The sequence below is a fragment of the Streptomyces sp. NPDC047880 genome (assembly GCF_040706515.1).
GTDB lineage: Bacteria > Actinomycetota > Actinomycetes > Streptomycetales > Streptomycetaceae > Streptomyces.
Window position 1 is genome coordinate 16,129 of the sequence record NZ_JBEZOK010000013.1, and the last position, 26,850, is coordinate 42,978.

At 70.7% G+C, this 26,850-nt stretch carries 23 protein-coding genes and 2 pseudogenes; 6 read left to right on the plus strand and 19 right to left on the minus strand.

The genetic code is table 11. From position 1 onward, the window contains the following. Nucleotides 1-54: 54 nt before the first annotated feature. Nucleotides 55-711: a vitamin K epoxide reductase family protein gene (locus tag AB0937_RS20335; RefSeq protein WP_366713453.1), complete on the minus strand. Its 657-nt coding sequence runs from the start codon at nt 709-711 to the stop codon at nt 55-57. A gap of 142 nt (nt 712-853) precedes the next feature. Between AB0937_RS20335 and AB0937_RS20340 the strand changes: the two are divergent. Together AB0937_RS20340 and AB0937_RS20345 are read left to right on the plus strand one after the other, a co-directional pair. Further along, nucleotides 854-1,384: pseudogene (locus tag AB0937_RS20340) on the plus strand (ABC transporter ATP-binding protein); the annotation flags it as partial. 380 nt (nt 1,385-1,764) lie between these two features. After that, nucleotides 1,765-2,061: pseudogene (locus AB0937_RS20345) on the plus strand (LuxR C-terminal-related transcriptional regulator); the annotation flags it as partial. A 52-nt stretch (nt 2,062-2,113) separates the two neighbouring features. Here AB0937_RS20345 and hisS read toward each other — a convergent pair. Further along, nucleotides 2,114-3,376, minus strand: a complete 1,263-nt coding sequence (hisS, locus tag AB0937_RS20350) for a histidine--tRNA ligase (RefSeq protein ID WP_366713454.1) — start codon at nt 3,374-3,376, stop codon at nt 2,114-2,116. An 11-nt stretch (nt 3,377-3,387) separates the two neighbouring features. Next, nucleotides 3,388-4,095: an MBL fold metallo-hydrolase gene (locus AB0937_RS20355; RefSeq protein ID WP_366713456.1), complete on the minus strand. Its 708-nt coding sequence runs from the start codon at nt 4,093-4,095 to the stop codon at nt 3,388-3,390. Between the two features lie 167 nt (nt 4,096-4,262). Between AB0937_RS20355 and AB0937_RS20360 the strand changes: the two genes are divergently transcribed. Further along, nucleotides 4,263-5,108, plus strand: a complete 846-nt coding sequence (locus AB0937_RS20360; RefSeq protein ID WP_366713458.1) for a peptidylprolyl isomerase — start codon at nt 4,263-4,265, stop codon at nt 5,106-5,108. A gap of 135 nt (nt 5,109-5,243) precedes the next feature. Beyond that, a complete protein-coding gene (locus AB0937_RS20365; RefSeq protein WP_366713459.1) occupies nt 5,244-6,473 on the plus strand; it encodes a DUF349 domain-containing protein in 1,230 nt (409 codons plus the stop codon). A 72-nt stretch (nt 6,474-6,545) separates the two neighbouring features. Here the strand turns inward: AB0937_RS20365 and relA are convergent, their stop codons facing one another. The 15 genes from relA to pgsA form a co-directional block, all read right to left on the minus strand. Continuing rightward, a complete protein-coding gene (relA, locus tag AB0937_RS20370; protein WP_366713460.1) occupies nt 6,546-9,068 on the minus strand; it encodes a GTP pyrophosphokinase in 2,523 nt (840 codons plus the stop codon). Nucleotides 9,069-9,270: 202 nt separating this feature from the next. Further along, nucleotides 9,271-9,810 carry an adenine phosphoribosyltransferase gene (locus tag AB0937_RS20375; RefSeq protein ID WP_366713461.1) on the minus strand — a complete coding sequence of 180 codons (540 nt, stop codon included), beginning with the start codon at nt 9,808-9,810 and terminating at the stop codon, nt 9,271-9,273. Beyond that, entirely contained in the window at nt 9,807-10,910 is a 1,104-nt protein-coding gene (gene secF, locus AB0937_RS20380; protein ID WP_366713462.1) for a protein translocase subunit SecF, read from the minus strand. The genes AB0937_RS20375 and secF overlap by 4 nt, the downstream gene beginning before the upstream one ends. 1 nt (nt 10,911) lies before the next feature. Continuing rightward, nucleotides 10,912-12,678: a protein translocase subunit SecD gene (secD, locus tag AB0937_RS20385; protein WP_366713463.1), complete on the minus strand. Its 1,767-nt coding sequence runs from the start codon at nt 12,676-12,678 to the stop codon at nt 10,912-10,914. Nucleotides 12,679-12,810: 132 nt separating this feature from the next. Further along, nucleotides 12,811-13,302, minus strand: a complete 492-nt coding sequence (yajC, locus tag AB0937_RS20390; protein WP_366713464.1) for a preprotein translocase subunit YajC — start codon at nt 13,300-13,302, stop codon at nt 12,811-12,813. A 185-nt stretch (nt 13,303-13,487) separates the two neighbouring features. Beyond that, nucleotides 13,488-14,558 carry a Holliday junction branch migration DNA helicase RuvB gene (gene ruvB, locus AB0937_RS20395; protein ID WP_366713467.1) on the minus strand — a complete coding sequence of 357 codons (1,071 nt, stop codon included), beginning with the start codon at nt 14,556-14,558 and terminating at the stop codon, nt 13,488-13,490. 37 nt (nt 14,559-14,595) lie between these two features. Continuing rightward, the gene (gene ruvA, locus AB0937_RS20400) at nt 14,596-15,201 is read right to left on the minus strand and encodes a Holliday junction branch migration protein RuvA (RefSeq protein ID WP_366713468.1); all 606 of its coding nucleotides are present in this window, start codon (nt 15,199-15,201) and stop codon (nt 14,596-14,598) included. Further along, a complete protein-coding gene (ruvC, locus tag AB0937_RS20405) occupies nt 15,198-15,737 on the minus strand; it encodes a crossover junction endodeoxyribonuclease RuvC (protein WP_366713470.1) in 540 nt (179 codons plus the stop codon). The genes ruvA and ruvC overlap by 4 nt, the downstream gene beginning before the upstream one ends. Nucleotides 15,738-15,935: 198 nt before the next feature. Then, nucleotides 15,936-16,688 carry a YebC/PmpR family DNA-binding transcriptional regulator gene (locus AB0937_RS20410; RefSeq protein ID WP_366713472.1) on the minus strand — a complete coding sequence of 251 codons (753 nt, stop codon included), beginning with the start codon at nt 16,686-16,688 and terminating at the stop codon, nt 15,936-15,938. A gap of 48 nt (nt 16,689-16,736) precedes the next feature. Further along, nucleotides 16,737-17,345, minus strand: a complete 609-nt coding sequence (pdxT, locus tag AB0937_RS20415) for a pyridoxal 5'-phosphate synthase glutaminase subunit PdxT (protein ID WP_366713474.1) — start codon at nt 17,343-17,345, stop codon at nt 16,737-16,739. Nucleotides 17,346-17,358: 13 nt separating this feature from the next. Then, nucleotides 17,359-18,264, minus strand: coding sequence for a pyridoxal 5'-phosphate synthase lyase subunit PdxS (pdxS, locus tag AB0937_RS20420; protein ID WP_361119336.1), 906 nt, complete (start codon nt 18,262-18,264; stop codon nt 17,359-17,361). 136 nt (nt 18,265-18,400) lie between these two features. Further along, nucleotides 18,401-18,943, minus strand: a complete 543-nt coding sequence (locus AB0937_RS20425; protein WP_366713476.1) for a hypothetical protein — start codon at nt 18,941-18,943, stop codon at nt 18,401-18,403. Nucleotides 18,944-19,009: 66 nt separating this feature from the next. Continuing rightward, nucleotides 19,010-20,173 (minus strand): glycosyltransferase family 4 protein, encoded by a 1,164-nt coding sequence (locus tag AB0937_RS20430; RefSeq protein ID WP_366713477.1) that lies wholly within the window; start codon nt 20,171-20,173, stop codon nt 19,010-19,012. After that, a complete protein-coding gene (locus AB0937_RS20435) occupies nt 20,170-21,078 on the minus strand; it encodes a phosphatidylinositol mannoside acyltransferase (protein ID WP_366713479.1) in 909 nt (302 codons plus the stop codon). Before AB0937_RS20435 ends, AB0937_RS20430 begins: the two co-directional genes overlap by 4 nt. After that, complete coding sequence (gene pgsA, locus AB0937_RS20440; RefSeq protein ID WP_366713480.1) at nt 21,075-21,839, minus strand: phosphatidylinositol phosphate synthase; 765 nt, start codon at nt 21,837-21,839, stop codon at nt 21,075-21,077. Before pgsA ends, AB0937_RS20435 begins: the two co-directional genes overlap by 4 nt. A 219-nt stretch (nt 21,840-22,058) precedes the next feature. Here pgsA and AB0937_RS20445 point away from each other — a divergent pair, with 219 nt between their 5' ends. Both AB0937_RS20445 and AB0937_RS20450 read left to right on the plus strand, forming a co-directional pair. Next, nucleotides 22,059-24,257, plus strand: a complete 2,199-nt coding sequence (locus AB0937_RS20445; RefSeq protein WP_366713482.1) for an elongation factor G-like protein EF-G2 — start codon at nt 22,059-22,061, stop codon at nt 24,255-24,257. 171 nt (nt 24,258-24,428) lie between these two features. Further along, nucleotides 24,429-26,096: a hypothetical protein gene (locus AB0937_RS20450; RefSeq protein WP_366713484.1), complete on the plus strand. Its 1,668-nt coding sequence runs from the start codon at nt 24,429-24,431 to the stop codon at nt 26,094-26,096. 137 nt (nt 26,097-26,233) lie between these two features. Here the strand turns inward: AB0937_RS20450 and AB0937_RS20455 are convergent, their stop codons facing one another. Next, nucleotides 26,234-26,794, minus strand: a complete 561-nt coding sequence (locus AB0937_RS20455; RefSeq protein WP_366713485.1) for an HIT domain-containing protein — start codon at nt 26,792-26,794, stop codon at nt 26,234-26,236. Nucleotides 26,795-26,850 lie beyond the last annotated feature (56 nt).

Sequence of the window (26,850 nt, forward strand, 5' to 3'; positions counted from 1 at the left end):
CGAAAACCCTAATTCACCGCACTGACAGTGCGCCCGGGGCCCGCAGCGGCCCGGTCAGCTGAGCCAGAAGTCCCACCAGCGGGTCAGGATCAGCATGCCGATGATGCCGATGTGCAGCACGGGCATGACCCAGGTGAACTCGCCGAAGAAGCTCTTGAGCCACTTCGGGGCGGGCAGGAAGCCCTTGCGGATGTTGAACGACGTGACGTACCAGAACATCAGGATCGTGGCGACCCAGGCCAGGCTGCACCACAGGCAGAGCGCGTTGATCCGGTACAGGGACTGGAACATCAGCCAGGCGCAGAAGCTCACACCGAAGAGGCAGCCGGCGTTGAAGGTGAGCCAGTACCAGCGCGGGAAGCGGGCCCGGGCGAGCAGCGCCACGCCGACGCCGATGACGATCCCGTAGCAGACGAGGCCGAGCATCGGGTTGGGGAATCCGAAGACCGCGGCCTGCTTGCTCTCCATGACGCTGCCGCAGGAGACCACGGGGTTGAGGCTGCAGCCGGGTGTGAACGTCTTGCCCTCGACCTTGGCCTCGAGGATCTTGAACTTGTCGATCGTGATGACCCACGCGGCGAGCAGTCCGGCCGCGCCGGTGATCACCAGCAGCAGGGCGAGGGCCCGGCTGCCGCCCTCCGCGCGGGGCGCGATCTCGGCGCGCTGCTGCTCGGGCTCCATGGAGACGTCCTTGACTGTCGTCTTGCTCATCACGCCGATTCCGTCACTTGAGACCTGAACATCTTCGGGCACGGCCATTGTGCCGCACCGGTGCCTGTCTCCACCGTTCAGTGGACATAAGGATGTCCGCCCGGTCGTCCCTGAGGGTTGCGTTCCGGCCGACTCTCGTTGCATGACAGCACAGGGGTACGAACTGGCCGTCGACGTGCGGGGGCTGCGCAAGCGCTACGGGGGTGTGACCGCCGTCGACGGCATCGATCTCGGCATCAGGCGGGGCGAGGTGTTCGGCCTGCTCGGGCCCAACGGCGCGGGCAAGAGCACCACGGTGGAGATCCTCCGGGGCAACCGGAACCGGGACGCGGGTGAGGTGTCCGTACTCGGGTCGGACCCGGCGACGGGCACGCGCGCGTGGCGCTCACATGTCGGGATCGTCCGGCAGGACGAATCCGGCGCCCGCCGAGTTGACGGTCCGGGAGACCGTACGGCGCTTCGCCCGCTACTCCCCCCCGGCCTCGGGACCCGGACGAGGGTTATCGGCCTGGTCGGTCCGGCAGTGAAGGCCGGCAGCCGGATCAAGGCGCTGTCGGGCGGCCGGCTCCGGCGCCTGGACGTGGCGCTGGGCGTGATCGGCGGCCCCGAACTGCTGCTCCTGGACGAGCCGACGACCGGCTTCCATCCGGCGGCCCGGCGGCGGTTCCGGTCGCTGATCCGCGCCCTGGCCGACGAGGGCACGACCATCGTGCTGACCACGCACCACCTGGAGGAGGCCGAGGCGCTGGCGCGCCGGCTGGCGGTCGTCGCGAAGGGCCGGATCGCCGCAGCGGGCGAAACCCGGGGCGCTGCGGGAGCGGTACGGCACCGAGACCGCCGTCCGCTGGACCGAGCGGGACGGCACACCCCGCCCGGAGCACACCGCGACCCCGACCAGGGCGGTCGCCGGGCTCCTGCACCGCTTCGACGGCGAGATCCCGGGGCCGACGGTGAGCCGCCCCACGCCGGCGGACGTGCACCTCCGGCTGACCGGACAGGAGACCGGCCTGGGCAAGATCTGGCTGGTTCTCTGCACCGGTCTGCTGGAGAGGCCTGCCCCGCGCGGAACTGGCGGAGGCCGTCCGGACGGTGGCCCGGGGCGAGACGGTGCCGGCGTCTGCCGTGGCGGCCCGGCTGGTCGACCGGCTGCGGACGCAGCCGGAGCGGCCGCGCCTGTCGGACCGTGAGACAGCCGTGCTGCGGCTGGTCGCCGAGGGGTACGGCGACGCGGAGATCGGACACAGCCCGTACATCGGGGAGTCGACGGTGAAGACGTATCTGCTGCGCGTCTTCGGCGAGCTGGGCGTGGACGACCGGACGGCGGCCGTCACGCGTGCGATGCGGTACGGGCGCTGGAGCAGTGAGGAGGGCGCCGGGAGATCCCGGCGCCCCTCTGCGGCACTCAGCCGAGCCGGGCCTCCAGCTCGGCCACGATCTCGTTGACGCCCACCGCCGTCTGCTCGCCCGACTCCATGTCCTTGAGCTGGACGATGCCCTCGGCGAGGTCGCGTTCACCGGCGACGACCGTGTAACGGGCGCCGCTGCGGTTGGCGTTCTTCATGGCGCCCTTGAGGCCCTTGCCGCCGTAGGAGAAGTCGGCCGCGATGCCGTTCTTGCGCAGCTCGGTGACCTTGGCGAACAGGACGCGGCGGGCGTCCTCGCCGAGCGGGACGGCGAACACGCTGGTGGTGGCGGGCAGTTCGAGCTCGACGCCTTCCGCCTCCAGGGCGAGGACCGTGCGGTCGACGCCGAGTGCCCAGCCGACGGACGGCAGCGCGGGTCCGCCGATCATCTCGGACAGGCCGTCGTAGCGGCCGCCGCCGCCCACCGCGGACTGCGAGCCGAGACCGTCGTGGACGAACTCGAAGGTGGTGCGGGTGTAGTAGTCCAGGCCCCGGACCAGCTTCGGGTCGTCCTCGAAGGCGACGCCCGCCGCCGTGATCAGCTCACGGACCTCCTCGTGGTACGCCTTGCACGCGTCACAGAGGTAGTCCCGCAGCAGGGGCGCGTCCCCCAGCTGCTTCTGGACCGCCTCGCGTTTGTCGTCCAGGACGCGCAGCGGGTTGATCTCCGCGCGCCGCAGGGTGTCCTCGTCGAGGTCCAGGCCGCGCAGGAACTCCTGCAGCGCCGACCGGTACACCGGACGGCACTCCTGGTCGCCGAGGCTGTTGAGCAGGATCCGGAAATCGCGCAGGCCCAGCGAGCGGTACGCCTGGTCGGCCAGGATGATCAGCTCGGCGTCGAGCGCCGGGTCCTCCGCGCCGATCGCCTCGGCACCGACCTGGGAGAAGTGGCGGTAACGGCCCTTCTGGGGACGCTCGTAGCGGTAGTACGAGCCGGAGTACCAGAGCTTGACCGGGAGGTTGCCCGCCTTGTGCAGGTTGGCCTCCAGCGCGGCGCGCAGGACCGAGGCCGTGCCCTCGGGGCGCAGGGCGAGCTTGTCGCCGCCCTTGGTCTCGAAGGCGTACATCTCCTTGGTGACGATGTCGGTGGACTCGCCGACGCCGCGCGCGAAGAGCTCGACGTTCTCGAAGCCGGGCGTCTCGATGTAGCCGTAGCCGGAGTTGCGCAGCGGGGCGGCGATCGCCTCACGGACGGCGAGGTACTTGGCGCTGTCCGGCGGGATCAGGTCGTACGTGCCCTTGGGGGCCTTGAAGGTGCTCACGGAAGGTCTCGTCACATTCCTCGTCGGGGAGCTTCCTGCGCTCCCAGGCCGGCGGCCACCTGCCGCAGATACGGGTTGGTGGTGCGCTCCTGGCCGATGGTCGTCTGGGGGCCGTGGCCGGACAGCACCACGGTCGAGTCGTCGAGCGGCAGGCACACGCGGGCCAGCGAGTCGAGCATCTCGGCCATGTCACCGCCGGGCAGGTCGGTGCGTCCGATGGAGCCGGCGAACAGCAGGTCGCCCGAGAACAGGATCGGCGGGATGTCCGCCGCCTCGGGCATGCCGAAGGTCACCGACCCCTTGGTATGGCCGGGCGCGTGCGCGACGGACAGCTCCAGGCCCGCCAGCTCCAGCTTCGCCCCATCGGCCAGCTCCTTGACGTCGTCCGGCTCCCCCACGGTCAGCTCGCCCATGAGCGGCATGCCGATGGAACGGCCGATCCCCTTCTCGGGGTCGTTCATCATGTACCGGTCGTCGGGGTGGATCCAGGCCGGCACGTCGTGCGCGCCGCACACCGGGACGACCGAGGCGACGTGGTCGATATGGCCGTGGGTGAGGACGACGGCCACGGGCTTGAGGCGATGCTTCCTGATCGCTTCCTCGACGCCGTCGGCGGCCTGATGGCCGGGGTCGATGATCACGCACTCCTCACCGGCGGCGGGGGCGACGAGGTAGCAGTTCGTCCCCCAGGCCCCGGCGGGGAACCCGGCAATGAGCACGATCGTCCTTCGTTGTGTCGATACGGGCGGCTACGGCTGCTCACAGAGCCTACCGGCGCTGCCGATTCCTCAGCGAACCCATATACGGTACGGGGCACACGCAGGCGCTCGGCACTCAGGACGCAGGCGTACCGGTCGACGTTCGAGACCCATGAGGAGAGAACCCGGTGGTCAGCCAGGAACAGCGGCGGCGTCAGCTCGCCCGGGAGAAGTTCTTGCGGCAGCAGCAGCGACGCACGGACGCGCGACGCAAGGCCCGTATCCGCAACTCCGTGATCGCCTCGGTTCTCGGCGTGGTCGTGGTGCTCTCGGTGACGGTCTTCCTGACCAAGCCGTTCGAGGACGACGGCAAGAAGGAGAACGCGAACGCGGAGGTCAGCCCGAGCGCCACGCCCAGCAAGGCGCCGGACCCCTGCGAGAAGCCGGCCCCGGGCAAGGTCAAGTCGGAGACCTGGAAGAAGGAACCGGCGATGACCATCGACGAGTCCGCGAAGTACACGATGAAGCTGGACACGACCTGCGGTGAGATAGACGTCGCGCTGAAGGCGTCGGCGGCGCCGCACACCGTCAACTCGTTCAACTTCCTGCTCGGCAAGGGCTACCTGGACCACAGCAAGTGCCACCGGCTCACCGACCAGGGCATCTACGTCCTGCAGTGCGGCGACCCGAAGGGCACCGGCATGGGCGGACCGGGCTACACCATCCCCGACGAGAACCTCAAGGACAAGAGCCTCAAGGGCGGGACGTACCCGGCGGGCACGGTCGCGATGGCGAACCAGTACAACGCACAGACGAAGCAGGGCCGCAACAGCGGCGGCAGCCAGTTCTTCCTCGTCTACCAGGACAGTCAGCTGCCGCCCGACTACACACCGTTCGGCACGGTGTCCGAGGCGGGCATGAAGGTCCTCAAGAAAATCGCGGACGCCGGGGCGCAGGCTCCCGACCCTCAGACGGGCAACACGGCGCCCAACGCGACGGTCGTGATCAACAAGGCCACGATCACGAAATCCTGACCCCCAACTGCGAAATTTCGGTCGCGCGGGATGCGGACACGCCCCCCGCCGGTCGCCTATGTTGGCCGTGACGAAACTGTGGACGATGCCCGGGGGAGCTGAGGCCCCTCGCAGGCATCATGTGGAGGAGGCGCTGTGAGCAGCGACCCGTGGGGCCGCGTCGACGAGACGGGGACCGTGTACGTGCGTACGGCCGACGGCGAGCAGGTCGTCGGTTCCTGGCAGGCAGGCTCCCCCGAGGAGGCGCTGGCCTATTTCGAGCGCAAGTACGAGGGCCTGGTTGTCGAGATCGGCCTCCTCGAGAAGCGAGTGAAGACCACCGACCTGTCCGCCAAGGACGCCCAGGCCGCCATCGACCACATCCGCGAGCAGGTCGACGCGCACCACGTGGTGGGCGACCTGGACGCACTGCGGGTCCGGCTGGACAAGCTCGTGGAGCTGGTGGAAGCGCGCCGCGAGGAGCGCAAGGCGCAGCGGGCGAAGCAGTCCGACGAGGCGCGCAAGTCCAAGGAGGCGCTGGTCGCCGAGGCGGAGCAGCTGTCGCAGTCCGACCAGTGGCGGGCGGCCGGTGAGCGGCTGCGGGCCCTGGTGGACACCTGGAAGGGGCTGCCGCGCCTGGACCGCAAGTCCGACGACGAACTGTGGCACCGGTTCTCGCACGCGCGGTCGGCGTTCTCCAAGCGGCGCAAGCAGCACTTCGCGCAGCTGGACGCGCAGCGCGAGGAGGCACGCCGCACCAAGGAGCGGCTGGTCTCCGAGGCCGAGGCGCTGTCGAACTCGACGGACTGGGGCGCGACGGCGGCGCGCTACCGCGAGCTGATGTCCGAGTGGAAGGCCGCGGGCCGCGCTCAGCGCGAGCACGAGGACGACCTGTGGAACCGCTTCCGCGGCGCCCAGGACGTCTTCTTCGCGGCCCGCAGCTCGGTCTTCGCCGAGCGGGACGCCGAGCAGTCGGAGAACCTCAAGCTCAAGGAGGAGCTGGCCGAGGAGGCCGAGAAGCTCCTGCCGATCACGGACCTCAAGGCGGCCCGCGCCGCCTTCCGGAACGTGAACGAGCGCTGGGAGGCCATCGGCCATGTGCCGCGCGACGCCCGGCCCAAGGTCGAGGGCCGGATGCACGCCGTCGAGCGGGCCATCCAGGAGGCCGAGGAGGCCGAGTGGCGCCGGACGAACCCGGAGGCACGCGCGCGTGCCGAGGGTCTGACCGGCCAGCTGCAGGCCGCCGTGGACAAGCTCCGGGGCCAGATCGAGCAGGCCCGCGCGCAGGGCAACAACGCCAAGGCCGACAAGCTCCAGCGTGAGCTCGACGGCCGGCAGGCGCTGCTGGACCAGGCGCTGAAGGGCCTGCAGGAGTTCGGAGGCTGATCAGCCGACGCGAAGGGGGGCTCCCGTACACCTCGTACGGGAGCCCCCCTTTCGTGTGGCCGCTGCGGGCCGCTACGACCGGCTGCGCGCCGACGTCACCCGGTACACGTCGTAGACGCCCTCCACGCCACGGACCGCCTTGAGGACGTGACCGAGGTGCTTCGGGTCGCCCATCTCGAAGGTGAAGCGGGAGGTGGCGACGCGGTCGCGGGAGGTCTGGACGGCCGCGGAGAGGATGTTGACGTGCTGGTCGGACAGCACGCGCGTGACGTCCGAGAGCAGTCGGGAGCGGTCCAGGGCCTCGACCTGGATGGCGACCAGGAAGACCGAGGACTGCGTGGGCGCCCACTCGACGTCGAGGATGCGCTCGGGCTCGCGGGAGAGCGAGTCGACGTTGACGCAGTCGCTGCGGTGCACCGACACCCCGCTGCCGCGGGTGACGAAGCCGATGATGGGGTCGCCCGGGACGGGCGTGCAGCAGCGGGCCAGCTTCACCCACACGTCCTCGACGCCCTTGACCACGACGCCCGGGTCGGCGCTGGAGCGGCGCTTGCGGCTGCGGCCACGGGCCGGCGGGACCGACTCGTCGATCTCCTCGGTGGCGGCCTCCTCCCCGCCGAGGGCCTGGACCAGCTTCTGCACGATGTTCTGCGCGGAGACATGGCCCTCGCCGATCGCCGCGTACAGCGCGGAGATGTCGGCGTAGCGCATCTCGTGCGCGAGGGTCACCAGGGAGTCGCCGGTCAGGATGCGCTGGATCGGCAGGTTCTGCTTGCGCATCGCGCGGACGATGGCGTCCTTGCCCTGCTCGATCGCCTCGTCGCGGCGCTCCTTGGAGAACCAGGCCCGGATCTTGTTGCGGGCGCGCGGTGATTTGACGAAGCCGAGCCAGTCCCGGGAGGGGCCGGCGCCGGCCGCCTTGGAGGTGAAGACCTCCACCAGGTCGCCGTTGTCGAGGGTGGACTCCAGGGGGACCAGCCGGCCGTTGACGCGGGCGCCTATCGTGCGGTGCCCGACCTCGGTGTGCACCGCGTAGGCGAAGTCCACCGGGGTGGCCCCGGCGGGGAGTGCTATGACATCGCCCTTGGGGGTGAAGACGAAGACCTCGTTGCGGGACAGGTCGAAGCGCAGGGACTCCAGGAACTCGCCCGGGTCCTCGGTCTCCTTCTGCCAGTCCAGGAGCTGGCGCAGCCAGGCCATGTCGTTGAGGTGGTCGTCCTTGCTCTTGCCGGACGACTTGGGGGCGTCGGTGCGCACCTTGGACGCGCCGGCGACGGCCTCCTGCTTGTACTTCCAGTGCGCGGCGATGCCGTACTCGGCGCGGCGGTGCATGTCGAACGTGCGGATCTGCAGTTCGACCGGTTTGCCGCCGGGGCCGATGACCGTCGTGTGCAGCGACTGGTACATGTTGAACTTGGGCATCGCGATGTAGTCCTTGAACCGGCCGGGGACCGGGTTCCATCGCGCGTGCACCGTGCCGAGGGCCGCGTAGCAGTCGCGGACGGTCTCCACGAGGACGCGGATGCCCACCAGGTCGTAGATCTCCGCGAAGTCCCGGCCGCGGACGATCATCTTCTGGTAGACGCTGTAGTAGTGCTTCGGGCGGCCGGTGACGGTCGCCTTGATGCGGGCCGCCCGCAGGTCCTGCTGGACCTCGTCGGTGACGATGGCCAGGTACTCGTCCCGCTTCGGTGCCCGCTCGGCCACCAGCCGGACGATCTCGTCGTACATCTTGGGGTAGAGGATCGCGAAGGCGAGGTCCTCCAGCTCCCACTTGATGGTGTTCATGCCCAGGCGGTGGGCGAGCGGCGCGTAGATCTCGAGGGTCTCGCGCGCCTTCTTCTCCTGCTTCTCGCGCTTGAGGTAGCGCATGGTGCGCATGTTGTGCAGGCGGTCGGCGAGCTTGATGACCAGGACGCGCGGGTCCTTGGCCATGGCGACGACCATCTTGCGCACGGTTTCGGCCTGCGCGGCCTCACCGAACTTGACCTTGTCCAGCTTGGTGACTCCGTCGACGAGCAGGGTGACGACGTCGCCGAAGTCACGGCGCAGGTCGTCGAGGCCGTACTCGGTGTCCTCGACCGTGTCGTGCAGCAGACCCGCCATGAGCGTGGCCGGATCCATGCCCAGCTCGGCGAGGATGGTGGTGACGGCGAGCGGGTGCGTGATGTACGGGTCGCCGCTCTTGCGCTTCTGGCCGCGGTGCCAGCGCTCGGCGACCTGGTAGGCGCGCTCGATCTGGCGGAGCGTGGCCGTCTCGATCTTCGGGTCGTTGCCGCGCACTATGCGCAGCAGCGGCTCGAGCACCGGGTTGTACGGGTTCGCGCGCTGCACACCGAGGCGGGCCAGACGGGCGCGGACGCGATTGGAGGAGCCGGAGCGGGCCTGCTGGCCGGCCGCCTGACGGACCGCGGGGGGCGGGGTGGGCTTGGGCCGCGACTGCTCGGCGGGCTTGTCGACCGGCGCCGCCTGGGCGTGCTCGACCGGCCCACGGGTGTCGTTCTTCGCGTGGGGCGCGCTCGGCGCGGGCTTGGCCGCGGCTGCCGAGGCGGACTCGGGCTTGGCGGCGGTCAGGTGCTGGGCCTCGTCTGGCAAGAGGACTCCTCGTGCGCGATCCGGGTCCCCCGGTCAGGCTCCGGACCCCCATGGTAGCGATCCCGGGCTCCGGGATCGCCTTCAGGCCAATGTGAGGACCGTCTACCCGGGAAACGTCTGTAACGCACGAGGCGGGCGCCGGATTCCTCCGGGCCCGCCTGCGTGGTGTCGTGCCGGTGTCCGACGGCCGGCCGTGCGGCTGTCAGACCGTGAGCAGCGCCTCCAGCGGCGCGCCGGCGAGCACCGGTTCCAGGCGGGCGCGGCCACCCAGGAAACCGAGCTCCATGAGGACGGCGAGACCCGCGACCTCGGCGCCGGCCCGGCGGATGAGCTGGACCGAGGCCTCGGCGGTGCCGCCGGTGGCGAGGACGTCGTCCACGATCAGCACCCGGTCCCCGCCGGCGAGGTCCTCGGCGTGCACCTCGATCTCGGCCGAGCCGTACTCCAGGTCGTAGGCCTGGGCGAGGGTGGCTCCGGGGAGCTTGCCCGCCTTGCGCACGGGGATGAAGCCGAGGCCGGCGCGGACGGCGACCGGGGAGCCGAGGATGAAGCCGCGGGCCTCCAGTCCGACGACCTTGGTGGCGCCCGTGCGCTCGGCGATCTCCGCGAGGGCGTCGGTCAGGGCGGTGAACGCCGAAGGGTCCGCCAGAAGCGGGGTGATGTCCTTGAACATCACGCCCGGCTCCGGGTAGTCCGCGACGTCCCTGATGCGGCTGAGGAGGAGGTCCCTGATCTCGGTCATCGGCGCTTCCCCGAGGGACGGCCGCGGCCGCGGCTGCGGGAGGCGGGCTGGTGGCGCGGCCCGACCACCGCGGGCGCGGCGTCCTCGGGCTCGTCCGTGTACACCTCGTCGTCGCCCTGGACCTCGGCCTCGCCCTTGGCGCGCTTGGCCAGGACGCGCTTCTTCAGGGCCTTCATCGCCGGCTCGCGCTCCTTGAGGTCGGCGACGAGCGGGGTGGCGATGAAGATCGAGGAGTACGCACCGGCGGCCAGGCCGACGAACAGCGACAGCGAGATGTCGTTCAGCATGCCGGCGCCGAGGACACCGCCACCGATGAACAGCAGGCCCGCGACCGGCAGCAGTGCGACCACCGTGGTGTTGATGGAGCGGACCAGGGTGCTGTTGATCGAGCGGTTGGCGACGTCGCTGTAGGTCCAGCGGGTCTGCTTGGTGAGGTCCTTCGTCTGTTCCTTGAGGCTGTCGAACACCACGACCGTGTCGTAGAGCGAGTAACCGAGGATGGTCAGCAGACCGATCACCGTGCCCGGTGTGACCTCGAAACCGACGAGGGCGTAGATGCCGACGGTGATGGTGATGTCGTGGATCAGCGCGACGAACGCGGCGAGCGCCATGCGCCACTCGAACGCGATCGCCAGGTAGATCACCACGAGGAACAGGAAGATGCCGAGGCCCTGCCAGGCCTTGTCGGCGATCTGGTCGCCCCAGCTGGGGCCGACCAGTTCCGCGTTGATCTGCTCCGAGTCGATCTTGAGGTCGCCGGCGAGGGTGTTCTTGATCTTGTTCGCGGCGTCGGTGTCGATGCCCGCGACCTGGATGCGCAGGCTGCCGTCGCCGAGCTTCTGGACGATCGCGTCGTGGCCGGAGGCCGTCTCCGCGTACTCCTCCGCCTGGGACACCGAGGCGCTGGTGTTCTTCGGGGTGTTGAAGACGGCGCCGCCCTGGAACTCGATGCCCATGTTCAGGCCGCGGACCGCCAGGCCGACGATGGCCGTGATGGTGATCAGGATCGACAGGCCGTACCAGATCTTGCGGTTCTTGATGAAGTCGTAGCCGATTTCGCCGCGGTGCAACCGGGCGCCGAGGGTGCCGAGCTTCGACATCTCACGCCTCCTTCGTCTCGACGGGGGCGGAGGGACGGCGGGTGCGGCGCAGCGGCGGCTGGGCACCCAGGCTCTTCGGGTCGAGGCCGGACCACTTGTGGCCGTTCGCGAAGAACGGGCGACGGGCCATCAGCGTCAGCAGCGGCTTGGTGAAGAGGAACACGACGACCACGTCGAGCAGGGTGGTCAGGCCGAGCGTGAACGCGAAGCCCTGGACCTTGCCGACGGTGACGAGGAACAGCACCGCGGCGGCGAGGAACGACACGAAGTCGGAGACCAGGATGGTGCGCCGGGCGCGCGGCCAGGCCCGCTCGACGGCGGGGCGCAGGGTGCGGCCTTCCCGGATCTCGTCGCGGACGCGTTCGAAGTACACGATGAACGAGTCCGCCGTGATACCGATCGCGACGATGGCACCGCACACCGCCGGCAGGTTCAGCGCGAACCCGATGGCCGGGCCGAGCAGGGCCATGAGCGTGTAGGTGAGGGCGGCGGAGACCACCAGCGAGAGGATCGCGATGAACGCCAGGCCCCGGTAGTAGGCCAGCAGGTAGATGACCACGAGCGCCAGACCGATCGCACCGGCGATCAGGCCGGCCTGCAGCTGGTCACCGCCGAGCGCGGCGGTCACGGTCGTCATGCTGTCGACCTTGAAGGTCAGCGGCAGGGCACCGTAGCTCAGCATGTTGGACAGGTCCTGGGCGGACTGCTGGTTGAAGTTGCCGGAGATCTCGGCGTTGCCGCCGGTCAGGGCCTGCCTGACGGACGGGTCGGAGACCACGTCGCCGTCCAGGACGATCGCGAACTGGTTCTGCGGCGGCTGGTTCTGGGCCAGCTTGCCGGTGATGTCGCCGAACTTCTTGGCGCCGGCGTCCGTGAAGTCCATCGTGACCGTCCAGCCGGCACCGGTCTGGGTGTTCAGGACGGCCTGGGCCTTGTCGACGTCGGTGCCGTCGACCTCGGCGGGGCCGAGGATGTACTTCTGCCACTGGCCCCCCGAGTTCTTGCCGCAGGCCAGGGTGGGCTGGGAGGCCTTGACGCCGTCGCCCACGCTGGAGCGGGTCTTGGCGTCCGTGCAGTCGAGCTTGGCGTACTTCTCCTGCAGCGCGGCCGCGTCGGCCTGGGCGCTGCCGCCGCTCGCCGACGGGGAGGGGCTGGTCCCGGGCTTGTCCGAGGCGCTCGCGGACGGCGTGGCGTCGGCCTTCAGCCCGTCGGTGACCGCGCGACCCTGGGTGGTGGGCGTGGCGGACGGGGAGGCGGAGTTCTTGTCGGTGGCCTCGGGCTTGCCGGACGCCTTGCCGGACGGCTTGTCCGAGGGGCTGCCGGTGGGGCTCGGCGAGGGGCTGGCCGTGCCCTTGCCGCCGGAGACCTCGGTGGCGATGACCGGACGGAAGTAGAGCTTGGCGGTGGTGCCGACCTGCTTGCGGGCCTGTTCCGAGTTGGTGCCCTTGGGAATGTTGACGATGATGTTTTCCCGGCCCTGCGTCTGGACCTCGGACTCGGAGACGCCCAGACCGTTGACGCGGCGCTCCATGATGGAGACGGCCGTGTCCATGTTGGTCTTGTTGATCGCCGACTCGTTGCCGGCCTCGGGGACCGCGCGGAGCGTGATGCTCGTGCCACCGGCCAGGTCGATGCCCAGACGTGGCTTGGTGTGTCCCGAGGCGAACATTCCACCGGTGAGCGCCGCGATGGCGATCAGGATCAGGGCCAGCGAGCGCCCCGGCTTGCTCTGGGCGCTCGCGTTCCTGCCCTTTTTAGGTGTGGCCACCTTCTCGTACTCCCTCTCGGGCCACCTCGCTCCGGATCGGCGGACGGGCGGCCATGACATGGTGTCGGGATTCCGTGCGAGCTGGGCGTGTCCCGGGGTGCGCGGGCCGGGCCCGCGCACCCCGGGACACGACTACTTCGCCTCGGAGTCGCCGTCGGTCTTCTTCGGCTCTGCGTCCGTCTTCGCCTCGGTCGCCTCGTCGGCCGGCTCGTCGGCCGCGTCCTTCTTGCCGAGGTCGACGGCCTTGTCGTCAGCGGGGGCGTCGGCGGCGGAGTCGTCGGACCCGGTGAGGGAGGAGGCGTCGTCCGGGACGATGTCGGCGTCGGACTTCAGGTCGTGCTCGACGCCGTGGACGATACGGTTGTACTCGTCGTCCGTGAGGACGGCGCCGATGGCGTTCTTGGCGAAGAGGAGCTCGACGCCGGGACCGGCGTCGACGAGGACGGTGTCCTCGTTCACCTCTTTGACCGTGGCGTACATGCCCCCGATGGTGCGGATACCGCTGCCGGGCTGCATTTGGTTCCGCATCTCCACGGCCTGCTGCTGCTTCTTCTTGGCCGATCGGGTCATCAGGAACATGGCCCCGATGAGCACGATGAACGGGAGGAGGGTCAGGAGACTCACGGGTCGGTACTTCCTTCACACGACCGCGCTGTGAGCGGCCAGATGGTTGGGGGTGTGTACGCCGCCGACAAAGGCGGCATCGGCGGAGTCTAAGCGAGTCCGCGCGCATGGAACAACGCTCAGCATGGCACCGGGGTTCCCCCTCCGGCCACTGACCTCGCCGCCCCGGGGGCGTGACGGCGTCGTCACGCCCCGAACAGGTCCCCTTGTCCGTTTCCGGCGCTCTGGGAGCGTGGCGGGGTGAGGCCGAGGTGCGCCCATGCGGCGGGTGTGGCCACCCGGCCGCGGGGGGTCCGGGCCAGCAGGCCCTCCCGTACCAGGAAGGGCTCGGCGACCTCCTCCACGGTCTCACGTTCCTCCCCCACCGCGACAGCGAGCGTGGAGAGACCGACCGGGCCGCCGCCGAACAGTTTGAGGAGGGCCTCCAGCACGCCCCGGTCGAGGCGGTCGAGGCCGCGCGCGTCCACCTCGTACACCGCGAGGGCGGCCGCCGCGATGTCCCGGGTGATCAGCCCGTCGGCCTTGACCTGCGCGTAGTCGCGGACGCGGCGCAGCAGGCGGTTGGCGATACGGGGCGTGCCGCGGGAGCGTCCGGCGATCTCGGCGGCGCCCTCCGGCTCGACCTCCACCTCCAGGAGGTTGGCCGAGCGCTGGATGACCCGCTCCAGTTCGGCCGGTTCGTAGAACTCCATGTGGGCGGTGAAGCCGAAGCGGTCGCGCAGCGGGGGCGGCAGCAGACCGGCCCGGGTGGTGGCGCCGACCAGCGTGAAGGGCGGGAGCTCCAGGGGGATGGCCGTGGCGCCGGGGCCCTTGCCGACGATGACGTCGACGCGGAAGTCCTCCATCGCCATGTACAGCATCTCCTCGGCGGGCCGGGACATGCGGTGGATCTCGTCGAGGAAGAGGACCTCGCCCTCCTGGAGCGAGGAGAGGATCGCGGCGAGGTCGCCGGCGTGCTGGATGGCGGGGCCCGAGGTGATGCGGATGGGGGCGCCCATCTCGGCCGCGATGATCATCGACAGCGTGGTCTTGCCGAGGCCGGGGGCGCCGGAGAGCAGCACGTGGTCGGCCGTGGCGCCGCGCGCGCGTGCAGCGCGCAGGACGAGGTCGAGTTGTTCGCGGACCTTCTCCTGGCCGATGAACTCGTCCAGGTCCTTGGGGCGCAGGGCGGCCTCGACGGCCTGGTCGTCACGGTCGGCGACGGAGTCCACCAGCCGCTCGCCGGCGGGGGTGTCGGTCGTGTCGTCCCAGTTCATGAATGTGCCTCAGAGGGTCGTGGGTCGGCGGGCGCGGTCAGCGGGCGCGGTTCAGCGTCTGCAGGGCCGCCTTCAGCAGCTGCCCCACCTGGGGCGTGCCCCCGGCGGCCTCGGCCTGCGGGGCCACGGCGGTCACGGCCTCGTCGGCCTCGCGCGTCGCGTAGCCGAGGCCGATCAGGGCGGCGTGCAGCTGGTCCCGCCAGCCGGTACTGACAGGTGCGCCGACGGCAGGGGCGCCGAGCGGCTCGCCCAGCCGGTCCTTCAGCTCCAGCAGCAGCTTCTGCGCACCCTTCTTGCCGATGCCGGGGACGGCGGTGAGGGCCTTCTCGTCGCCGGTGGAGACGGCCCGGCGCAGGGCATCGGGGCTGTGCACGGCGAGCATGGCCTGGGCGAGCCGGGGACCGACACCGCTGGCCGTCTGGAGCAGCTCGAAGACCTGCCGCTCGTCGTCGTCCGCGAAGCCGTACAGGGTGAGGGAGTCCTCGCGGACGACCAGGGAGGTGTGCAGCTTGGCCGGCCGGCCCATGCGGAGCGTGGACAGCGTGTTCGGCGTGCACTGGACGGCCATGCCGACGCCGCCGACCTCGACGACCGCGGCGTCCGGGGCGAGTGCGGCCACTGTGCCGCTGACGAAGGCGATCATGCCGTTCGGCCTTTCGGTGCTTTGGCGGTGTGCAGGGCCACGGCCTGCTGGAGTCGGTTCTGCGCGGGAGCGCGCCAGATGTGGCAGATGGCGAGGGCGAGGGCGTCGGCCGCGTCGGCGGGCTTGGGCGGTGCGCTGAGCCGGAGCAACCGGGTCACCATGGCGCCCACCTGTGCCTTGTCGGCCCGGCCGCTTCCGGTGACGGCCGCCTTGACCTCACTGGGGGTGTGCAGCGCCACGGGGATCCCGCGGCGGGCGGCGCAGAGCATGGCGACCGCGCTGGCCTGGGCGGTGCCCATCACCGTACGGACGTTGTGCTGGCTGAAGACGCGCTCGACGGCGACGAACTGAGGCCGGTGCTCGTCCAGCCACTGTTCGATGCCCTGCTCGACGGCGACGAGGCGGTGGCCGAGGTCGGCGTCGGAGGGTGTGCGGACGATGCCGACGCCGATCATCGTGAGCGGCCGTCCGGCGACGCCCTCCACCACGCCGACACCACACCGGGTCAATCCCGGGTCCACCCCCAGTACGCGCACGCGCCCTCCCCTCTTTGCGGCTAAACCGCCGCCGCTCTCGCGGATCTGGCTGAGCACCGTCGTGGTTCCTCAATTGAGGGTCGCGGTCCGTGGACGGTGATCTTTGGCTACGCCAGGCTATCCGCTGCCACCGACAACGACAGCGGGCCGGAGGACGTATGTCCTCCGGCCCGCCGAGATCGCGGCATTCGCGGCGCGTTACGCGTCGACCTTCTCCATGACCTCGTCGCTGACGTCGAAGTTGGCGAAGACGTTCTGCACGTCGTCGCTGTCCTCGAGCGCGTCGATCAGCTTGAAGATCTTCTTGGCGCCCTCCTCGTCCAGCTCGACCTGCATGGTCGGGACGAAGTTGGCGTCGGCGGAGTCGTAGTCGATGCCCGCGTCCTGGAGGGCGGTGCGGACGGCGACCAGGTCGGTCGCCTCGCTGAGCACCTCGAAGGACTCGCCGAGGTCGTTGACCTCCTCGGCGCCCGCGTCGAGCACGGCGGCGAGCACGTCGTCCTCGGTCAGCTCGCCCTTGGGGACGATCACGACGCCCTTGCGGTGGAACAGGTAGGACACCGAGCCCGGGTCGGCCATGGAGCCGCCGTTGCGGGTCATGGCGACGCGCACCTCGGAGGCCGCGCGGTTGCGGTTGTCGGTGAGGCACTCGATGAGCACGGCCACGCCGTTCGGGCCGTAACCCTCGTACATGATCGTCTCGTAGTCGGCGCCACCGGCCTCGAGACCACCGCCGCGCTTGATCGCGGAGTCGATGTTCTTGTTCGGGACCGACTGCTTCTTGGCCTTCTGGACGGCGTCGTAGAGCGTCGGGTTGCCCTCGAGGTCCACGCCGCCCATCCGCGCCGCGACCTCGATGTTCTTGATCAGCTTCGCGAAGAGCTTGCCGCGCTTGGCATCGATGACGGCCTTCTTGTGCTTCGTCGTGGCCCATTTAGAGTGGCCGGACATCTGCCTGTCTCCTTCGCGTAACCCATCTCAGCAACGAACGCAGGAATCCTACAAGGAGTCCGCTGTCCGGTTCGCCCGCACCATGTCGACGAACAGGGCGTGGACGCGGTGGTCGCCGGTCAGTTCCGGGTGGAACGACGTGGCCAGCGCGGTGCCCTGGCGGACCGCGACGATGTGGCCGTCGTGCTCGGCGAGCACCTCGGCGCGGGCGCCGACGGACTCCACCCAGGGGGCGCGGATGAACACGCCCTCCACAGGATCGCCCTCGATGCCCCGGATGTCGACGGCCGCTTCGAACGACTCGTTCTGCCGTCCGAAGGCGTTGCGGCGCACGATCATGTCGATCCCGCCGATGGTCTCCTGGCCCGAGCGCGGGTCGAGGATCTTGTCGGCGAGCATGATCATGCCGGCGCAGGTGCCGTAGACGGGCATGCCGTCCCGCACGCGTGCGCGCAGGGGCTCCATCAGGCCGAACAGGACGGCCAGCTTGGAGATGGTGGTGGATTCGCCGCCGGGGATGACGAGGCCGTCGACCTCGGCGAGTTCTTCGGGGCGCCGCACCGGCCTGGCCACGGCGTCGGCCGCGGCCAGGGCGACGAGGTGCTCCCGTACGTCGCCCTGGAGGGCCAGGACGCCTATGACGGGGGTGTCGCTCATGGATTCCTGTGCCTTACCAGCCGCGGTTGGCGTAGCGCTCGGTCTCGGGGAGGGTGTCGCAGTTGATGCCGACCATGGCCTCGCCGAGGTTGCGGGACGCGTCGGCGACGATCTTCGGGTCGTCGTAGAAGGTGGTGGCCTTCACGATGGCGGCGGCGCGCTTGGCCGGGTCGCCGGACTTGAAGATGCCGGAGCCGACGAAGACGCCCTCGGCGCCGAGCTGACGCATCAGGGCCGCGTCGGCCGGGGTGGCGACGCCGCCGGCGGAGAACAGCACGACCGGGAGCTTGCCGAGCTCGGACACTTCCTTGACCAGCTCGTACGGGGCGCGCAGCTCCTTGGCCGCGGCGTACAGCTCGTTGTTGTCGTAGCCGCGCAGGCGGGCGATCTCGTTCTTGATCTGGCGCAGGTGGCGGACGGCCTCGACGACGTTGCCGGTGCCGGCCTCGCCCTTGGAGCGGATCATCGCGGCGCCCTCGGCGATGCGGCGCAGGGCCTCGCCCAGGTTGGTGGCGCCGCAGACGAACGGCGTGGTGAAGGCCCACTTGTCGGAGTGGTTGACCTCGTCGGCCGGGGTGAGGACCTCGGACTCGTCGATGTAGTCGACGCCGAGGGACTGCAGGACCTGGGCCTCGACGAAGTGGCCGATGCGGGACTTGGCCATGACCGGGATCGAGACGGCGTCGATGATGCCCTCGATCATGTCCGGGTCCGACATGCGGGCCACGCCGCCGTCCTTGCGGATGTCGGCCGGGACCCGCTCCAGGGCCATGACCGCGACGGCGCCCGCGTCCTCTGCGATCTTCGCCTGCTCCGGCGTGACGACGTCCATGATGACGCCGCCCTTGAGCTGCTCGGCCATGCCGCGCTTCACACGGGCGGTACCGGTCTCGGGAGCCTGGTTTTCGGAGATGGACACGGGTGACCTCGCTGGTGGGAAAGAGGATTTCTGCAGCACTGAGGAAACGTGAGAGAACCAGGCCACAGCAAGGGCCAATGGGAACGTCGTGGATCCTTTTCGGGCGGACGGCCGGAGAACGCCAGGTGAACGGGGCTCAGGCGGCCCGGTCCACCAAGGCCGAGGGAGGCTCGTCGTCCATTTCGAAGGCCATCGGGAAGGGCGCGTGACCGGCCAGGCGGAACCAGCGGACCTTGCGGTGCCGGCGCAGGGCCCTGGCAGCCCGTACGGCGTCGTTGTGGAAGCGCCGGGCCATGGGCACCCTGCGGACCGCCTCGGTGAGTTCCCGGGCGGCCTCCTCTCCCCCGGGCGCCTCCCGCACGGCCTCCACCTGCGGGGTCTCCCCGAAGACCGCCCGCAGCGCCTGGCTCAGTTCGCTCTCGGCGACCTCCCGCTGCTCCTCCTCGGCCTGCCGGGCGGCGTGCGCGGCCTCGTACAGCACGATCGAGGCGGCCGGGTCCAGGACCCCCGAGGTCGCCAGCTCCTGCGCCACCGACGCCCTGCGCAGCAGCTGCGCGTCGAGGGCGGCCCGGGCGGCGTCGATCCGGGCGTGAAGACGGTCGAGCCGGCCGGCGGTCCAGCTCAGGTAGAGCCCGATCGCGACCAGGGCGACGGCGATCCAGATGAGAGTGGTGGTCACGGGCGGCAAGGCTAGCGGCACGAGCGGCCACGCCGTTCACCCCGCCCCGCCCGTGACAGGCCCGGCTCAGTCCCGGGCGAACCCCAGCCGCCCCCACAGTCCGGTCGTGCGCTCGTCCTCGGCGACCGCTGCCGATCCGGCCGTCACCGTCTCGTAGACGGACAGGATGTCCGCGCCGACCGTGGACCAGTCGAAGCGCCGGACGTGGGCGCTCCCCCGCGCGCGCAGTTCCGCCCGCCGCTCGGGGTCCGCCAGGAGCCGTACGGCCGCGTCGGCCAGGGCGTCCGCGTCCTCGTTGGGGAACAGTTCGCCGGCCGCTCCCCGGTCCAGGACCTGGGCGAAGGCGTCCAGGTCGGAGGCGAGGACGGGGGCGCCGGCGGACATGGCCTCGACGAGGATGATGCCGAAGCTCTCGCCGCCGGTGTTGGGCGCGACGTACAGGTCGACGCTGCGCAGGAAACGGGCCTTGTCCTCGTCGCTGACCATGCCGAGGAACTCGACACGGGAGCACAGATCGGCCGGCAGGGACGCCACGGCCTCCTCCTCGTCTCCGCGCCCGGCGACCAGCAGCCGGGTCTGCGGGCGCGCGGCGAGGATCTTCGGCAGCGCCTTCATCAGCACCGGGAGTCCCTTGCGGGGCTCGTCGATGCGCCCGACGAAGCCGATGGTGTCGCCCTGCCACTCGGCCTTGGGCTCGGCCTCGGCGAAGAAGTCGACGTCGACGCCGTTGGGGATGACGACCGCGTCGCCGCCGAGGTGCTCCACCAGTGTGCGGCGGGCGTACTCGCTCACCGCGATCCGGGCGCTGATCTTCTCCAGCGCGGCCTGGAGGATCGAGTACGCGGCGATCATCGCGCGCGAGCGCGGGTTCGACGTGTGGAACGTGGCGACGATCGGCCCCTGGGCGGCCCAGCACGTCAGCAGACCCAGCGACGGGGAGGTCGGCTCGTGGATGTGGATCACGTCGAACGCGCCGTCGTGCAGCCAGCGGCGCACCCGGGCGGCGCTCAGGAAACCGAAGTTCAGCCGGGCCACGGACCCGTTGTACGGCACCGGCACCGCCCGCCCGGCGGAGACCACGTACGGCGGCAGCGGGGTGTCGTCGTCGGCCGGGGCGAGCACGGACACCTCGTGACCGAGGCGGATGAAGTACTCGGCGAGGTCACGGATGTGGAACTGGACGCCGCCCGGTACGTCCCAGGAGTACGGGCAGACGATGCCGATTCTCACGGGCGCCCCTTCGTGGGATCGAGGTCCGCGAGCCACAGGCGCTGCAGCATGTGCCAGTCCTCCGGATGGTCGGCGATCCCGGTGGCGAAGGCGTCGGCCAGCGCCTGTGTCATGACGGACGTCTTCTCGGCGCGCGTACCCGACTCGGGCACCTCGACCGGCGGGTGGACGCGACCGCGCATGACGGGCGAGTCGTCGTACCAGAGGGTGACGGGAAGCAGCAGGGCGCCGGTCTGCTGGGCGAGCAGGGCCGGTCCGGCCGGCATCCGGGCCGTGTCACCGAAGAAGTCGACCTCGACGCCGGAGGCGGACAGGTCGCGGTCGGCGACCAGGCAGACCAGGCCGCCGTCGCGCAGCCGCCGGGCCAGGGTGCCGAAGGCGGTGCCGCCGCTGTGCGGCAGGACCTCCATGCCGAGGCCCTCGCGATAGGCGACGAAGCGGTCGTAGAGCGTCTCGGGCTTCAGCCGCTCGGCGACGGTGGTGAAGGGGATGCCGAGCTTCGTGGTGACCCAGGCACCGGCGAGGTCCCAGTTGGCCAGGTGCGGCAGGGCGAGGACGACGCCCTTGCCGGCGGCCAGGCCCTCGGTGAGGTGGTGCAGGTCCTTGCCCTCGAAGCCGCCCTTGATCCGCTCCTCGCTCCAGGCCGGGAGGCGGAAGGACTCCATCCAGTAGCGCAGGTAGGAGCGCATGCCCGCGCGGGACAGCTCGGCGAGCCGCTCGGGGCTCGCGCCGGGCACCACGCGCGCGTAGTTGCTCTCCAGGCGCTGGACGCCCTTGCCGCGCTGTTTCCAGGCCAGGTCGGCGATGGTCCGGCCGAGCCGTGCGGCAACCGGCTCGGGGAGCTTCTTGACCGTGCTCCAGCCGAGGCCGTACAGCGCGTCCGTCAGCCGGTCCTGCGCGCTCACGTGGCCGCCTCGCTCCCGTGAGAGGCGTTCTGCTGCTCGTCCCCATTGTCCTGCCCGTCCGGCGTGGCCGCCGCGGCCTCGGCCTCCGCGGATTCCCGGCGGACCGTGACGACCCGCTGGATGAGCGTGACGAGGCTGCCCACGGCGACGATCCACAGGGCGACGGGCAGCAGGTACTGGATGCCGGGCACACCGAACGTGTGCAGGCCCGCGAGTCCCGCCGCGACCAGGGAGATCACCAGCCGCTCGGCCCGCTCGACGAGCCCGTTGACCGCGACCGGCAGGCCGATCGACTCGCCCCGGGCCTTGGTGTACGACACCACCTGCCCGCTGGCCAGGCAGAAGATCGAGACCGCGCACAGCACGAGATCGTCGCCGCCTCCGGCGTACCAGAGGATGAAGCCGCCGAAGATCGCCCCGTCGGCGACCCGGTCGAGCGTGGAGTCCAGGAAGGCGCCCCAGCGGCTGGAGCGGCCGAGCTGACGGGCCATGTTGCCGTCGACGAGGTCGGAGAACACGAACAGCGTGATCACGACCGTGCCCCAGAAGAACTCGCCCATGGGGTAGAAGACCAGCGCGCCCGCGACCACACCGGCGGTGCCGATGAGCGTGACGGTGTCGGGGCTGACGCCCCGCCGGATCAGAAACGCGGCGAACGGTGTGAGGACACGCGTGAAGAATGCACGCGCGTACTTGTTCAGCATGGCCTTCCCGAGGGTCGGTGTCGCCGTCTGGCCCCTGCTGGCCACCGGCTGGCCCATCGTAGTCACGCCCGCGCGCGGGCGAGGTGCGGGCACCCGGACCCCTTTCGGGGGAACCCGCGAGCCGCTGGTGGGCGGCGGGATCACGTCGTTCGTATGGACGCACCGTGACGGGAGTGGGAAGGTCGAAAGACCGCGGGCGTCGCCGGAGCCGCCACCGCACGCGGCTCCCGCGAGTCCGCGCCCACAGTGACCTCACCGTGCACGGGAGGCAGGATCATGGGCGACAAGGCACAGACACACCCTGGGGCCGCCGGCAGGGCGCAAGCGGCCGACCACCCTCAGTCCGTACGGAATGTGGTGCTGGTCGGCCACTCCGGATCGGGCAAGACCACGTTGGTGGAGGCCCTCGCACTCACGGCGGGGGCGGTGAACCGGGCGGGCCGCGTGGAGGACGGCGGCACCGTCTCCGACTACGACGACATCGAGCACCGGCAGCAGCGCTCGGTCCAGCTCTCCCTGGTGCCCGTCGAGTGGGACGGCATCAAGGTCAATCTCCTCGACACCCCCGGATACGCCGACTTCGTCGGTGAGCTCAGGGCCGGTCTGCGCGCGGCGGACGCGGCCCTCTTCGTCGTCTCGGCCTCGGACGGCGTGGACGGCTCGACCCGCATGGTGTGGGAGGAGTGCGCGGCCGTGGGGATGCCCCGGGCCATCGTCGTCACGCACCTGGAGTCGGCGCGTTCCGACTTCGAGGAGATGACGCGCACCTGCGCGGAGGCCTTCGGCGGGGACGACCCCGACGCGGTCCTGCCGCTCTACCTGCCGCTGCACGGCCCCCAGGCACCGGACGGGCACGCGCCCGTGACCGGGCTGATCGGGCTGCTGTCGCAGAAGCTGTTCGACTACTCGACCGGCGAGCGCAAGGAGTCCGAGCCAGTCGAGGACCAGCTGCCGTTGATCGACGAGGCCCGCAACCGGCTCATCGAGGGGATCATCGCCGAGAGCGAGGACGAGACCCTCATGGACCGCTATCTCGGCGGGGAGCCGGTCGACGTCGCAACGCTCGTCCAGGACCTGGAGCGGGCCGTCGCGCGGGGCGTCTTCTTCCCCGTCCTGGCCGCCGCGCCCGCGGCCGAGGGCGCCCGGCAGGGGCTCGGCACCCTGGAGCTGCTGGAGCTGATCACGCGGGGCTTCCCGACGCCTCTGGAGCACGAGACGGTGCGGGTCACGACCGTCGACGGCAGGCCGCGCGAGCTCAAGCCGTGTGATCCGGACGCTCCGCTGGTCGCGGAGGTCGTGAAGACCTCCTCGGACCCGTACGTGGGCCGGCTGTCGCTGATCCGGCTGTTCTCCGGCACCCTGCGCGCCGACCAGACGGTCCACGTGTCCGGGCACGGGCTGGCCGACCGCGGACACGAGGACCACGACGTCGACGAGCGGATCGGCGCCCTGTCCACGCCGTTCGGCAAGCAGCAGCGGCCCGTGTCGCACGTCATCGCGGGCGATCTGGCGTGCGTGGCGAAGCTGGGCCGCGCCGAGACCGGCGACACCCTGTCCGCCAAGGACGACCCGCTGCTCATGGAGCCGTGGCAGATGCCCGACCCGCTGCTGCCGCTGGCCATCCAGGCGCACAGCAAACCGGACGAGGACAAGCTGTCCCAGGGCCTGGCCCGGCTGGTGGCCGAGGATCCGACGATGCGGCTGGAGCAGAACCAGGACACCCACCAGGTGGTCCTGTGGTGCCTGGGCGAGGCGCACGCCGACGTCGCCCTGGAGCGGCTGCGCAGCCGGTACGGCGTCCAGGTCGACGTCGTGCCCCACCGGGTGCCCCTGCGCGAGACGTTCGCGACCAGGTCGGCGGGCCGCGGCAGGCACGTCAAGCAGTCCGGCGGGCACGGGCAGTTCGCGATCTGCGAGATCGAGGTCGAGCCGCTGCCGGGCGGGTCCGGCATCGAGTTCGTCGACAAGGTCGTGGGCGGCGCGGTGCCCCGGCAGTTCATCCCGTCGGTGGAGAAGGGCGTACGGGCGCAGGCGGCCAAGGGGGTCGCGGCCGGGTATCCGCTCATCGACGTACGGGTGACCCTGCTGGACGGCAAGGCGCACTCGGTCGACTCCTCCGACGCCGCTTTCCAGACGGCGGGCGCGCTCGCGCTGCGGGAGGCCGCGGCCGACGCGAGGATCCATCTGCTGGAGCCGGTGGCCGAGGTGTCGGTGCTGGTCGGCGACGAATTCGTGGGCGCCGTGATGAGCGACCTGTCGGGGCGGCGCGGGCGGGTTCTCGGCACCGAGCAGACGCCCGGCGGGCGCACGCTGATCAGGGCCGAGGTGCCCGAGATCGAGATCGGCCGGTACGCGATCGACCTGAGGTCGATGGCGCACGGCACGGCCGGGTTCAGCCGGCGCTACGCGCGGCACGAACCGATGCCGCAGCAGGTCGCGGACCGGGTGCGCGAAGAGGAGCGCGTGGCCTCGTAGTTGGCGCCGGGAGCCACCAAGTTCCCTCCTGGGGGCTCCCTTCCGCGGGGGCGGACTGCTTGACGGGCCGCCCGCCCCCGCTCGCCGGTGCGGACGGATACGCTGATGACCTGATCAACAGGTGTGCGGAGCGCGGAAGTCGGGAAGGCCGCAGATGCGGATGCGGCAGCGATGGGGGCGGCAGTGACGGACGGATTCGACTTCAGCCCGGGGGCCCAGGTGCCTCTCGCGGGTGCGAGCGGCCAGACGGCGGCGACCTATGCGCTGGCCGCCGCGGCGTACCGCGACGACGAGGTCACCAAGATCCTGGCCGCCGACAACGAGTGGCACCAGTCGAAGGTGACTCCCCCGCGCTCCTGGGCGAAGATCTTCCGCCCCAGGTTCGGCGAGGCCTTCTCCCGCGCGGTGATCGACCGGATGCTGGGTGCCGGGCGCAAGCCGGTCATCCAGTCGTTCGGCATCGAGCCCCAGGTCGTCGTGGAACACTGCCTGGCGGCCCACCGCATCCGCCGCGACCGTGACAACTGGCTCTCGGCGATCACGGTGATCTGCGGGTTGCTGTTCCTGCCGGGCTTCCTCGTGTGGCTGCTGGTGTTCACTCTGCGCACCACCATGACCAAGCGGGAGGACAAGCGGGCGGGCGCCCTCGCCACGACCCTGCTCGTCGCCGTCGGCGCGCTCGCCGTCCTCTTCCTGATCCGCATGCCGTTCACCGGCTTCTGGGCCCTGTACGGCCGCGCCGCGGTGATCATGCCGGTCGTCGGCTGGTTCTGGGCCAAGCAGATCTGCGAGCGGACCGCCCGGGACCTGCGGGAGCGCTGGTCGAGTCTGCTGTCGGGCGGCGGTGTCGGCGCCAAGATCCCCGAGGCGGTCCCCGGCAACCCGGGTGACGCGGCCGAGCAGGTCCGCAAGGAGCTGGCCCGTCTGGCCGCCGAGCAGCGTTCCAACTCGGTCTTCTACGCCGGCCCCAAGGGCATACTCGGCATGGGCACGCGGTGGGGCAGCTGGCAGCTGGCCGAGGAGCTGGTCTCCGCCGAGCCGGGCAAGGAGTTCCATCCCTTCCGCAGCTGGGACGTCATCGTGGCGATCCAGGGCGGACTCGGCATGCTGGAGCGTACGTCCATCAACACCGGCGGCTTCCCCAAGCCGTCCATCACGCACTGGGTCGTCACGCCGATCGGCGAGAAGGCGACGGAGGTGTCCCGGCCGAGCGGTACGGACGTCGACGCGTACACGGTGCGGACGCACGCCGTACAGGACATCTGCAACAAGCAGCAGTTCGGCAGCGGTGACCGGCACTACCTGGGCGTCCAGTGGACCCTGTGGGACGGTCATCTGGTGATCACGATGCTGATCACGGTGACCGTGCTGCACGACACGCTCCGCATCGAGGTCACCGGGCACGCCCTGGGGCCGGTCAACTCCCTGTTCAACGAGAAGCCCGCGGCCAAGGAGAAGGCGGTGCAGAAGGCCTTCCGGTTCTGGGAGACCCGCACCGTGAAGCTGCCGCTGATCGACGCCGACGAGGTGGTGCGGCTGGCCGCGCGCGCCCCGCTGACCTGGTACCCGCCACTGCTGAACTGGCTCGGCGGCAGTCTGACGCTGCCGGAGCCGTTCGGTCTGCGGCACGCGTGGGCCGACCAGCCGTGGCGGCACCGGTTCATGGCCGACGACGCGCTGCGGGCTGCGACGCCTGTGCTGCGGGTGGTGCACGCGGCGGCGCTGAAGGTACTGCGGGAGAACGGGGTGGACGTGGAGAAGTTCGGGTCCAGGTCGGCGGCGCTCAGTGGGGCGGTTCAGGAGGCTGCGCCGAGGAAGGCCGACGTCTACGACGCGTAGGCCTCCGGCGGTCGAGCCGATCAGCCGCGGACCGGTGGGGGCGGGCGTTGCCGGGGGTGCGCCCCCGGACCGCCCTCGGCCTGAACGGCCTCGTCCTCCAGCGCCGGACGGGCCGGGAAAGTCCGCCCCTGCCGGGATCAGACGGCCGGCCAGGCGTCCGCCAGCATCTTTCTCGTGTCGGCCAGGAGCTGTGGCAGCACTCGCGTGTGTCCCACCACCGGCATGAAGTTCGTGTCCCCGCCCCAGCGCGGCACGATGTGCTGGTGGAGGTGTGCGGCGATGCCCGCGCCGGCGACCGTGCCCTGGTTCATGCCGATGTTGAAGCCGTGCGCGCCGGAGGCCGTGCGCAGGGCCGTCATCGCCTGCTTGGTGAGTTCGCCGAGCTCGGCGGTCTCCCCCGCCGTGAGGTCGGTGTAGTCGGCGACGTGCCGGTAGGGCACGGTCATCAGGTGGCCGCCGTTGTACGGGTAGAGGTTGAGCACCGCGTAGACCTGCTCGCCGCGCCGGACGACGAGCCCGTCCTCGTCGGACTTGGCCGGGATCGAGCAGAAGGGGCAGCCGTCGCCGGCGCCCGGGCCGGTGGGCTTGTTCTCGCCCTGGATGTAGGCCATCCGGTGGGGCGTCCACAGACGCTGGAACGCGTCCTGCGTCCCCACTCCCAGCTGCTGCTCCGGCTCACTCGTCATGCAGTGCAGCATATGGCGTCGAGCTGGGGGGACGGCAAAGGCCCCCGGGAGCTCCCCGGGGGCCCGTG

Bases quoted from the DNA above. Each gene is read 5' to 3' on its own strand.
- AB0937_RS20450 (WP_366713484.1), top strand. From the start codon at position 24,429: ATGGGGGCGGCAGTGACGGACGGATTCGACTTCAGCCCGGGGGCCCAG.
- AB0937_RS20335 (WP_366713453.1), bottom strand. From the start codon at position 711: ATGAGCAAGACGACAGTCAAGGACGTCTCCATGGAGCCCGAGCAGCAG.
- AB0937_RS20410 (WP_366713472.1), bottom strand. From the start codon at position 16,688: ATGTCCGGCCACTCTAAATGGGCCACGACGAAGCACAAGAAGGCCGTC.
- AB0937_RS20375 (WP_366713461.1), bottom strand. From the start codon at position 9,810: ATGACCGAGATCAGGGACCTCCTCCTCAGCCGCATCAGGGACGTCGCG.
- AB0937_RS20455 (WP_366713485.1), bottom strand. From the start codon at position 26,794: ATGCTGCACTGCATGACGAGTGAGCCGGAGCAGCAGCTGGGAGTGGGG.
- pdxT (WP_366713474.1), bottom strand. From the start codon at position 17,345: ATGAGCGACACCCCCGTCATAGGCGTCCTGGCCCTCCAGGGCGACGTA.
- ruvB (WP_366713467.1), bottom strand. From the start codon at position 14,558: ATGAACTGGGACGACACGACCGACACCCCCGCCGGCGAGCGGCTGGTG.
- AB0937_RS20445 (WP_366713482.1), top strand. From the start codon at position 22,059: ATGGGCGACAAGGCACAGACACACCCTGGGGCCGCCGGCAGGGCGCAA.
- pgsA (WP_366713480.1), bottom strand. From the start codon at position 21,839: ATGGGCCAGCCGGTGGCCAGCAGGGGCCAGACGGCGACACCGACCCTC.
- ruvA (WP_366713468.1), bottom strand. From the start codon at position 15,201: ATGATCGCCTTCGTCAGCGGCACAGTGGCCGCACTCGCCCCGGACGCC.
- secF (WP_366713462.1), bottom strand. From the start codon at position 10,910: ATGTCGAAGCTCGGCACCCTCGGCGCCCGGTTGCACCGCGGCGAAATC.